Raw genomic sequence first — 10,059 nt, forward strand, 5'->3', positions numbered from 1 at the left:
TGTATCTAATGAATACAGTTCGTTGGAAAGTGTAAACGCTAGGAGTTCGGCAATGACGACCTCTCACCGCCGAGAGTCGCAGGCTTCCGCCCGCCCGCAGTGGCGTGATCGCAAGCGCTACCTCTGGTTGTTCGGCCTGGTACCGCCCACCGCGCTGTTCCTCGCCACCGCTCTGATCTGGGCCTTCAATGAATTCGGCTGGTCGGCCGTGTCCCCGGTGTGGTGGTGGATCGGCCCGATCCTGGTCTACGGCCTGCTGCCGGTGCTGGACCGCTTCTTCGGCCCCGACGGCCAGAACCCGCCCGACGAGGTGATGGAGTACCTCGAGAACGACAAGTACTACCGCTACTGCACCTACGCCTACATCCCGTTCCAGCTGGCCAGCCTGGCCTTCGCCTGCTACCTGTGGACCGCGGCCGATCTGTCCTGGCTCGGCATCGACGGCGGCCTGGGCCTGGTCTCCAAGCTCGGCCTGGCGCTGAGCATGGGTGTGATGGGCGGCGTCGGCATCAATACCGCGCACGAACTCGGCCACAAGAAGGACGAATTGGAGCGGTGGCTGTCGAAAATCACCCTCGCGCAGACCTTTTACGGGCACTTCTACATGGAGCACAATCGCGGCCACCACGTGCGGGTCGCCACCCCCGAGGACCCGGCCAGCGCCCGCTTCGCCGAGACCTTCTGGGCGTTCCTGCCGCGCAGCGTGTGGGGAAGCCTGCGCTCGTCGTGGGAGCTCGAGGCCAAGCGTCTGGAGCGACTCGGCAAGCGGCCGTGGACGATTCGCAATGATGTGCTCAATGCCTGGCTGATGTCGATCGCGCTGTGGGGCGTGCTGGTCGCGGTGTTCGGCCCGTCGATCCTGCCGTGGCTGGTGATCCAGGCGGTGTACGGCTTCACCCTGCTGGAGACGGTCAACTACCTCGAGCACTACGGGCTGCTGCGGCAGAAGACGGCCACCGGACGTTACGAGCGCTGCACCCCCGAGCACAGCTGGAACTCCGACCACATCGTCACCAATATCTTCCTGTACCACCTGCAGCGGCACAGCGATCACCACGCGAACCCCACCCGCCGCTACCAGATCCTGCGCAGCATGGACGGCGCGCCGAACCTGCCCAGCGGGTACGCCAGCATGATCTCGCTGGCCTACTTCCCGCCCGTCTGGCGCAGGGTGATGGATCACCGCGTGCTCGAGCACTATTCGGGTGACATCACCCGCGTGAACATCCAGCCGCGCAAGCGCGGGCGGGTCCTGGCGAAGTACGGGGTCGCGTAATGACCGCCTACCGCTGCCCGGTCTGCGACTACGTCTACGACGAGTCGAAAGGCGCACCGCGCGAGGGCTTCCCGGCCGGCACCGCCTGGTCCGCCATCCCCGACGACTGGTGCTGCCCCGACTGCGGCGTCCGCGAAAAGCTCGACTTCGAACCCACCTGACAGGACTTCCCGTGAGCGACTACAAACTCTTCCGCTGCCAGCAGTGCGGCTTCGAATACGACGAGGCGCTGGGCTGGCCCGAGGACGGCCTCGCCCCCGGCACCCGCTGGGCCGACATCCCCGACGACTGGTCCTGCCCCGACTGCGGCGCGGCCAAATCCGACTTCGAGATGGTCGAGGTCAGCCGCGCGTGACCGGCCGCATCGTCATCGTCGGCGCGGGCGTCGCGGGCGCGACGGCCGCCCGCACCCTGCGCACCGAGGGCTACACCGGCGACATCGTCGTGCTCGGCACCGAACCCGTCCACCCCTACCGGCGTCCGATGGTCTCCAAGGAAATCCTCGCCGCGACGGTGGAGGAACGCCGAACCCTGTTGCAGCCCCCCGACTTCTGGCGCACCCACGACATCGACCTGCGCCTCGGCACCACCGTCGAATCCATCGACCCCGGCCCGGCGCTGGTGTGGCTGGCCGACGGCACCGCCATCGGCTACGACAGCCTGCTGCTGGCCACCGGCGCCCGGCCCCGGTCACTCGCTGTCACAGCGGAATCCACCGCTCTACGGTCCGGCGCGGTCGACGTGAGCGCTCCCCGTGATTCCGGCGTGTCCGCGGCCGGAATCCGGAACCGGACGGGGGAGCCCGGCCGAAACCACGCCGGGATGACGGGGCGGACCGATGCCGCGGTGTCACGGGGACTGGCTGGGGACTCGCTCGGGGTGGGCGAAAGTGACACCAGCCGTGGCACTTACGGCGGCGTAGGTGGCGGTGGGCGGGTACTGACACTGCGTGGCCGGGAGGATGCCGAGATCCTGCGCGAGGCGATCGCGCGCAGTGGATCGCTATTGATCATCGGGGCCGGATTGATCGGGTGCGAAGTCGCGGCAACCGCGCGCGGGCTCGGGGCGCAGGTGACCGTCCTCGATGCCGGGGCCGCGCCGATGGAGCGGGTGGTGCCGGGCGTGGTCGGCGATTACGTGCGGAAGTTGCACGCCGAGCACGGGGTCGCGATCGATACCGAGGTCCGGCTGACGCATCTGGCTGCCGAGGGGAACGACATCGTGGCCGTGGCTGAGGATGACAACACCTGGAATGCGGGTGCGGTGCTGGTTGCGATCGGATCTGTCCCGGACACTTGGCTCGCTCAGGCCGCAGGGCTGGCTGTGGCGGACGGGATTCGGGTGGACGAGGGGTATCGGACCTCGTCCGCGGGGATTTACGCGGCCGGGGACGTGGCGAGCCGATTCGATCCGGAAACGGGGGAGTATCGCCGGGCCGAGCATTGGAACAGCGCTCAGGCGCAGGGTGCGGCCGCGGCGCGATCTATGCTCGGATTGCCTCCCGTCGCCGCCGAAGTGCCGTGGGGCTGGACCGTGCAGTACGGCCGAAATATGCAGTTCGCGGGCATGATTGGCGCGGGCGACGAGCTGGCGGTCCGGGGTCGGCTCGAGTCGGGGGACGCGACCGTGCTCGGGCTGCGGCAAGGCCGGGTGACCGGCGCGGTCGCCATTGCCCGCCCGGCGGAGTTCCGGGCCGCGCGGGACCTGATCGGGCGGGGCGCGGAGCTGGATCCGGGTGCCTGCGCGGACGAATCCGTGCCGCTGGCCGCGGCGGCCGAACTGTCCGGACAGTCGTGAGGGCACACGCCCGCAATTGAGTTAACCGCCCGCTATATCTGAAATGCCGCCGGACCATCCGAATGGTCCGGCGGCATTTCGCATTTGCCGATACATTGCTGAAATGTGCTGGTAGAATATGCTATCTGCGCGGCGCGCGAATCTTTCACCAGCTTTCGCCCCCGTGTCAACCCCGTAGATATTTCCGTGAAGACTGACACGTCAGTCCGAAATGTGTATTACTGTCTCGGTCAGTCAGAGCCGGTCAGCAGAGGGACCGGCCGGCATCGACCAACAGTGGGGACTGTGGGGTGGTGAACATTGGTCGACAAGGCTGTTCGGGGGCCGGAGCCGTTGCTACGGCAGGCCATCGAATTCGTTCTCTCGGGTCTGCGGACATTCGGACGCACCATTCAACTGGCGATCGCGGCGTTCCGCTTCCTGGTCGTCGACATCGTCAAGCTGCGCCATCCGTGGCGTGACACGCTACAGCAGGGCTGGTTCATCGTCAGCGTGACGGCGATTCCCGCTGTGCTGGTGTCGGTTCCGTTCGGCGTCATCGTGGCGGTCCAGGTGGGGAGCCTGACCCAGCAGGTCGGCGCGAGTTCGGTCTCCGGCGCGGCCGGCGGTCTGGGCGTGATCCGGCAGGGCGCGCCCATGGTGACCGCGCTGCTGCTGGGCGGTGCGGCCGGTTCGGCCATCGCCTCGGACCTGGGCGCGCGCACCATGCGCGACGAGGTGGATGCCTTGCGCGTCATGGGAATCGACCCGGTGCGCCGCCTGGTCGCGCCCCGGCTGGCGGCCATGATCGCGCTCACCCCGCTGCTGTGCATGCTGATCATCTTCATGGGCGTGTTCACCGGCTACGTGATCGCCGTCGGCTTCCAGGGCGTGACACCCGGCTCCTACCTGTCGGCGTTCGCGGCCTTCGCCAAGATGAGCGATCTGTGGGTGGCCATCGTGAAGTCGATGGTCTTCGGCGTGATCGTGCTCATCGTGTCCTGCCAGCGCGGGCTCGAGGCCACCGCCGGTCCGCGCGGGGTCGCCAATGCCGTGAACGCGGCCGTGGTGATCGGCGTGATCGCGGCCTTCGGCGTGAATCTCGTGATCACGCAGCTGGTTTCGATGTTCATCCCGACGCAGGTGGGCTGATGACACAGGTACCGGCCAGATACACACCGCTCGGCCACGCGGGCCGGGTGATCGGCAAGAGCGCGCAAGCGCCGCTGACCGTCTTCGAATCTCTGGGCCACCAGGCCACTTTCGTGGTCGAGGTGCTCTCCGCCATCCCGCACACGCTGCGGTACTACCGGCGCCAGACCATGCTCATCCTGTCCGACATCACCTGGGGTTCGGGCGCGATCATCGTGGGCGGCGGCACCGTGGCGGTGCTGGCCTTCCTCGGCATCGCGGTCGGCGGCTCCATCGGCGTGGAGGGTTTCACCGCGCTGAACATGGTCGGCATGGGCCCGCTCACCGGGTTCGTCTCCGCCTATGCCAATACCCGCGAGATGGCGCCCATGGTGGCGGCCATCGGCTTTGCGGCCCAGGCGGGTTGCCGCATGACCGCCGAGATCGGGGCCATGCGCATCGCCGAGGAGATCGACGCCTTGGAGGCCATCGGCATCCGGCCCATGCCCTTCGTGGTGACCACCCGCGTGATCGCGGGCGTGATCACCATCGTGCCGCTGCACCTGCTCACCCTCATCCTGTCGTACCTGTCGTGCGCGACCGTGGTGAACGTGCTGCACGGGCAGTCCTCGGGCACCTACTACCACTATTTCGACGCCTTCCTGCAACCCGGCGACGTGCTCGCCTCGCTGGTCAAGGCGACGATCTGCGTGGTCGCAATCATTCTCATCCACGGCTACCAGGGCTTCTACGCCTCGGGCGGCCCGGAGGGTGTGGGCCGGGCCTCCGGCCGCGCCATCCGCGCCAGCCTGGTGCTGGTGGTCATCCTGGACATGATCCTGACGATCGTGATCTGGGGCCTGGATGTCGGCATCCGGATCTCGGGGTAGTCATGGCGGTTTTCAAGGATCATTCCGGCCGCAGCGCCGGACCGTGGATGCTGCGGCTGCGGGGGGTGGTGATCGCCGTCGTGCTCGTCACTGTGACGGTGGTCGTGCGTTCCTACGCGCGAGGCAGTTTCGCGGACAAGTTCGAAGTCACCGTGGACGCGGCGACCCTGGGCGAGGGCCTGGCGCCGGGTTCGGAGGTGAAGTTCCGCGGCTTCGCCATCGGCACCGTGAAACACGTGCAGACCGTCGGCTACGGGCATCAGCGCATCGATCTGGAGATCGAGCGCCGCCAGGCCGACGCGCTCACCGACGACGTCACCGCGCGATTCACCTCGTCGAACGTATTCGGGTCCAGCGCAATCGAATTAGTACCCGGCACCGACGGCCGGAAACTGCGCGAGCACACCGTGCTGCAGATCGGCGAGAACGCCACCAATGCGACCGTCTCGGGCGTGTTCCGGCGCGCGGCGCGGCTGACCCAGGTGCTGGATTCGGCGTCGGTGCATCGGCTGTTCGATCTGCTGCTCGACAATGCCGCGACCCTGGGCCCGGTGCTGAAGTCGTTCTTCGAGACCGCGCAGACCCTCGCGGACGGGCAGCAGAACACCCTCGCGCACTACCTGCGCATCGGCGGGGACATGACCGGGGCGTTCCGCGACCTGACCCCGTCGGCGGGTCACGCGATCCTGTCCGTCCTCGAGCAGAGTGCCTACTTCGGCGACCCGGAGAACCGCGCGCGCACCAACAGATCCACCAGTGGCGTGAACCAGGCCGTACTGATCGGCCTGTCGAACCTGCTGGAACAGAACAACCCGGACCTCGAGAAAATCCTCGATTCCATCCTGGACCTGGCGGTGCCGATCAGCGTCTCGATCGGCTCGGTGGCCCCGGCCTACAACCGGATCCCGAACCTGCTGCGCGCCATGGACGGCGCCCTGCCGAATGTCGACGGCCACGTGCAGCTGCAACTCGAACTGATCGCCAAAACCATGCCGTACCTGGCCGATTCGCTGGCGGGAGGGACCAAATGAGCGAGATCACCAAGTCCGCCGTCAAACTCACCGTGTTCCTGGTGATCGTGGCCGCCTGCACCACCTTCATCGTGACGGCGCTGCGCACCCCGATACCGGGCGACAAGGTCACCTACGATGCCGTGTTCACCGATGTCTCCGGGCTTTTCGCCGGTGACTCGGTGCGCATGTCCGGTGTCGCGGTCGGCAAGGTCGAGGCCGTGTCACTGGACGGCACCAAGGCGCGCGTGCACCTCACCGTCGACAAGTCGCGGCCGCTGTACGACAACACCAAGGCCGCGGTGCGCTATCAGAACCTGATCGGCCAGCGGTACGTGGAGCTGCTCACCGAGGGCAAGGGCGGGGCGAAACTGGCTGCCGGATCCACGATTCCGGTGGAGCGGACCATCCCCAGCTTCGATGTCTCCAAGCTGTTCAACGGCTTCAAGCCGATGTTCGACACCTTGGATCCCGCGCAGCTCAACCAGTTCGGCACCAACCTGCTGCGGGTCATCCAGGGCGACGGGGCCGGCATCGGCCCGGTACTGGCCGACGTGGACACCCTCACCAAGCACGCCCGCAACAGCGAGGCCGTGATCGTGCTGCTGATCCGCAATCTGGGCGTGGTGTCGGAGGCCATCGGCGGCAAGTCCGGGGCGGTCGGCGATCTGGTGCAGCAGCTCGCGGGCATCCTGCACCAGTTCACCGCCAGGACCCAGACCATGCTCACCGCCGTCGACACGGCGAAAAAAGTTCTCGCGCCGATGATTCCGCTGCTCGAAGACGGTCAAGCCGCCTACGACCAGGGCTACGGCCCGGTGGACGGCCTGCTGCGGCGGCTGGTGCCGCAGATGGATCAGCTCACCCAGATCCTGGCCATCACACCGCAATTGGTGACCGGTCTGAACCAGTCGACGCCCGGCCAGGGCTACAAGCCGCGCATCACCTGCTCCAACGGTGAGGCCGCGCTGCCCGCGGCGGTCGGTGTCATCCTGTCCACTCAGAACCTGGTGGTGTGCAACTGATGCGGGCACTGATCAACTATGTCGGCTAGCTGATTCGCGACGTGATCGCCGGGCGCGGCGACCAGAACACCCAATTGCGCTGGGGCATAGCCGGTGTCGTGGTCTGCGTGATCGCGCTGACCATCGCCGGGGCGCTCTACGTGATTCCCTTCGGCCAACGCACCTACGTGGCCGACTTCAAGATCTCCGGCGGCGCGCGCTCGGGCGACGAGGTGCGGGTGGCGGGCATCAATGTCGGCAAGATCCGCAGCGTGGATCTGGTCGGCGATCATGTGGAGGTCGCCTTCACGGTGAATCACGATGTGCGCGTGACGGATCGGTCCGCGATCGAGGTCAAGATGCTGACCCCGATCGGCGGCCACTACCTCGCGCTGGCCCCGGCCGGGGACAAGGAATTGGGTTCCAAGCACATTCCGCCGGAGCGCACCGCCACCCCGTTCGAGCTGAGCGACATTCTCGACAAGGGCACCCCGATCTTCGGCAAGGTGGACGCGAGCACCATGCGCGACACCATCGGGCAGCTGAATTCGGCCCTGGCCGGGCAACCCGACGCGCTGCGCGGGGTGATCGGCAATGCCAATGAACTGACCGGGCTGCTCGCCGAGCGCACCGACCAGCTCAATACCGCGCTCAACGTGTCCGACGAATACATCGCCGCCATCGCCGACGACAAGGCGCTGCTGGCCGATTTCGTGAAGCAGCTGGGCCAGGTCGCCGATCAGCTCGGCAACCGCAAGGACGACATCGTGGGCATGTTCAACCTGCTCGAGCGGCTGCTGGTCTTCCTGCACCGCCCGCTCATGGCCTACGGCGACAGCATCGAGCCCGCGGTCACCCAGATGGAGCAGGTGTTCTCCAAGATCGTCGGCGACGGGGATCGGATCGACACCGTCATCACCGGGATGCGCGATGTCATCGACAAGCTGAACGGCCTGCTGGGCAATCAGATCAAGGTGAACCAGCCGGCCGCCGGGGTCGTGCTGTGCATTCCCTACGAGGGCAAGGCGTGCTGAATGAGATGGGGTAGAACAGTACTCGCCGCCGGGGTCGCCGTCGCGGTGGTGGCCGCCGGGGTGGCCGGGGTGTCCTGGGCGAATGCCGCGCGCGATCCGAAACAGAGCGTGTGCGCCGAATTCACCGACACCGTCGGCCTGTACGAGGGCAACAGCGTCACCATGCTCGGTGTCGAGATCGGCACCGTATCGAAGATCGAGGCGCTGGGCGACCGCATGCGGGTCACCATGCGCGTCAAGGACTCGGTGAAACTGCCGGCCGATATCCAGGCCGTCACCATGTCGAGTTCGATCGTGACCGACCGGCACGTGGAACTCACCAAGCCCTACACCGGCGGATCGCGCTACGACACGTCGAAATGCATTCCGCTCGACCACACCAAGACGCCCATCGGCATCAGCGAGGCGCTCGACGCCATGGGCAGGCTGGCCGGTGACCTGACCGGGGGCGGCAGTACCGGCGGCAAGCCGGACACCCTGCTGGACGACACCCTGACCGCGGCCGATGCCGCCATCGACGGGACCGGCCCGCAGTGGAATCAATTGCTGCAGCACCTGTCCGCCGCCATCGGCGACCCCACGCAGAAGGATGCGGTGTTCCGGCGGCTGGTGGACAATCTGGACCAGCTCACCACCATGTTCGTGACCAACTGGCCGGATATGGCGCTGGTGCTGAACAATCTGCGCGCCGGGCTGCAATTGATCGGCGATTTCTCGGCGCAATTCTCCACGGCCGTGGATGTCGCGGTCGAATTCCTGCCGGTGATCGCCCGCAACGCGGGCAAATACGATCAGCAGGTCTACGCGCTGCTGGATGCGGTGCTCCCACAGGTGCACACCTTCACCCAGCAGCACATGGGCGATATCGATTCGCTGCTGCGGGCGCTGCCACCGCTGGCCGAACGGCTACCGCAGGCGGGTGCGAAATGAGGCGCACGGTAATCCGGCTACTGCCCTTGGTCACCGCCGCGACGCTGGTGCTGACCGGGTGCGGTGTGAAGGCCACCGATATCCCGATCCCGGGCACCTATCCCAGCGGCGACACCTACACGGTGCGAATCGAATTCGGCTCGGTGCTGAACCTGCCCGACCGCGCCAAGGTGATCGCCGACGGCGTCGAGATCGGCATGCTCGACCGTATCGAGCTGATCGGCACCACCGCGGTGGCGACGGTGAAACTGCACACCGACGCCAAACTGCCCAAGGCCACCACGGCGGAATTGCGGCAGGACACCATCCTCGGCGACATCCATATCGCGCTGGAGGCCCCGAAGGGCTCGGAGCCGGTGTTCCTCACCAATGGCGATGTGATTCCGATGTCGCACACCATTCCCGCCACGAATGTCGAGGACATTCTGCGGGCGCTGTCCAACATCATGACCGGCGGCCGCTGGACCGACATCCAGAAGATGGTCACCGACATCAACGCGGCCTTCCCGTCGGATCCGGCCGAACTGGACCGGATCAACAGGGCCGGACGCGATGCCCTGCACGACATGGCCACGCACACCGACGATCTGAACCGCATCCTCCTCTCCGCCCAGCAGATCACGGCCAAGCTGGAATCCGGGCGCGGCGCGGTGGACAAGATCCTCACCTTCGGCCCGGACCGCGCCGCCGGTCTGTCGGATGTGCTGCTCGCGGTGGTGAATCTGATCATCAGCGGCGGCCCGCTGGCCGCGAACGCGGGGGAGCTGCTGCTGCCGCACGTCGGCGACTTCCGATCCATCGTGTCGATCCTCGCGCCGACCGCCATCACCGCCGGATACGCCGACCTCACCCTGGCCGCCGATCTCGACGCCTTCCACACCCTGTTGCGGGAGAAGATCATCCCCTTCCTGCAGGCCCCGGATGTGAAGGTGCGCAAGATCTCCGCCGATGCGCAGGCCGACCAGCTGATCACCACAATGCGCTCGATCGGGATGGTGCCCTAGTACT

At 66.7% G+C, this 10,059-nt stretch carries 11 protein-coding genes; all 11 read left to right on the forward strand.

Annotated features, from left to right (window positions below):
* Positions 1 to 52 precede the first annotated feature (52 nt).
* The 11 genes from NS2_RS26810 (at position 53) to NS2_RS26865 (ending at position 10,055) form a co-directional block, all read left to right on the forward strand.
* Positions 53 to 1,276: an alkane 1-monooxygenase gene (locus NS2_RS26810; RefSeq protein WP_033090113.1), complete on the forward strand. Its 1,224-nt coding sequence runs from the start codon at positions 53 to 55 to the stop codon at positions 1,274 to 1,276.
* Complete coding sequence (locus tag NS2_RS26815; protein WP_033090112.1) at positions 1,276 to 1,437, forward strand: rubredoxin; 162 nt, start codon at positions 1,276 to 1,278, stop codon at positions 1,435 to 1,437. Before NS2_RS26810 ends, NS2_RS26815 begins: the two co-directional genes overlap by 1 nt.
* An 11-nt stretch (positions 1,438 to 1,448) precedes the next feature.
* Positions 1,449 to 1,631: a rubredoxin gene (locus NS2_RS26820; protein WP_033090111.1), complete on the forward strand. Its 183-nt coding sequence runs from the start codon at positions 1,449 to 1,451 to the stop codon at positions 1,629 to 1,631.
* Complete coding sequence (locus tag NS2_RS26830) at positions 1,628 to 3,073, forward strand: NAD(P)/FAD-dependent oxidoreductase (RefSeq protein ID WP_033090110.1); 1,446 nt, start codon at positions 1,628 to 1,630, stop codon at positions 3,071 to 3,073. The genes NS2_RS26820 and NS2_RS26830 overlap by 4 nt, the downstream gene beginning before the upstream one ends.
* Positions 3,074 to 3,373: 300 nt before the next feature.
* Positions 3,374 to 4,204, forward strand: a complete 831-nt coding sequence (locus tag NS2_RS26835) for an MlaE family ABC transporter permease (protein ID WP_081986206.1) — start codon at positions 3,374 to 3,376, stop codon at positions 4,202 to 4,204.
* A complete protein-coding gene (locus NS2_RS26840; RefSeq protein WP_033090109.1) occupies positions 4,204 to 5,073 on the forward strand; it encodes an MlaE family ABC transporter permease in 870 nt (289 codons plus the stop codon). The genes NS2_RS26835 and NS2_RS26840 overlap by 1 nt, the downstream gene beginning before the upstream one ends.
* A 2-nt stretch (positions 5,074 to 5,075) precedes the next feature.
* Complete coding sequence (locus tag NS2_RS26845) at positions 5,076 to 6,104, forward strand: MlaD family protein (RefSeq protein WP_033090108.1); 1,029 nt, start codon at positions 5,076 to 5,078, stop codon at positions 6,102 to 6,104.
* Complete coding sequence (locus tag NS2_RS26850; RefSeq protein ID WP_033090107.1) at positions 6,101 to 7,108, forward strand: MCE family protein; 1,008 nt, start codon at positions 6,101 to 6,103, stop codon at positions 7,106 to 7,108. The genes NS2_RS26845 and NS2_RS26850 overlap by 4 nt, the downstream gene beginning before the upstream one ends.
* 41 nt (positions 7,109 to 7,149) lie before the next feature.
* On the forward strand, positions 7,150 to 8,121 hold the full coding sequence (locus NS2_RS26855) for an MlaD family protein (RefSeq protein ID WP_036548262.1): 972 nt from the start codon (positions 7,150 to 7,152) through the stop codon (positions 8,119 to 8,121).
* Positions 8,122 to 9,051, forward strand: coding sequence for an MCE family protein (locus tag NS2_RS26860; RefSeq protein ID WP_071811940.1), 930 nt, complete (start codon positions 8,122 to 8,124; stop codon positions 9,049 to 9,051). It abuts the gene before it with no gap.
* Entirely contained in the window at positions 9,048 to 10,055 is a 1,008-nt protein-coding gene (locus NS2_RS26865) for an MlaD family protein (RefSeq protein ID WP_033090105.1), read from the forward strand. Before NS2_RS26860 ends, NS2_RS26865 begins: the two co-directional genes overlap by 4 nt.
* The last annotated feature ends 4 nt before the right edge of the window (positions 10,056 to 10,059 follow it).

It is taken from the genome of Nocardia seriolae NBRC 15557 (assembly GCF_007990715.1).
Taxonomy (GTDB): Bacteria; Actinomycetota; Actinomycetes; order Mycobacteriales; family Mycobacteriaceae; genus Nocardia; species Nocardia seriolae.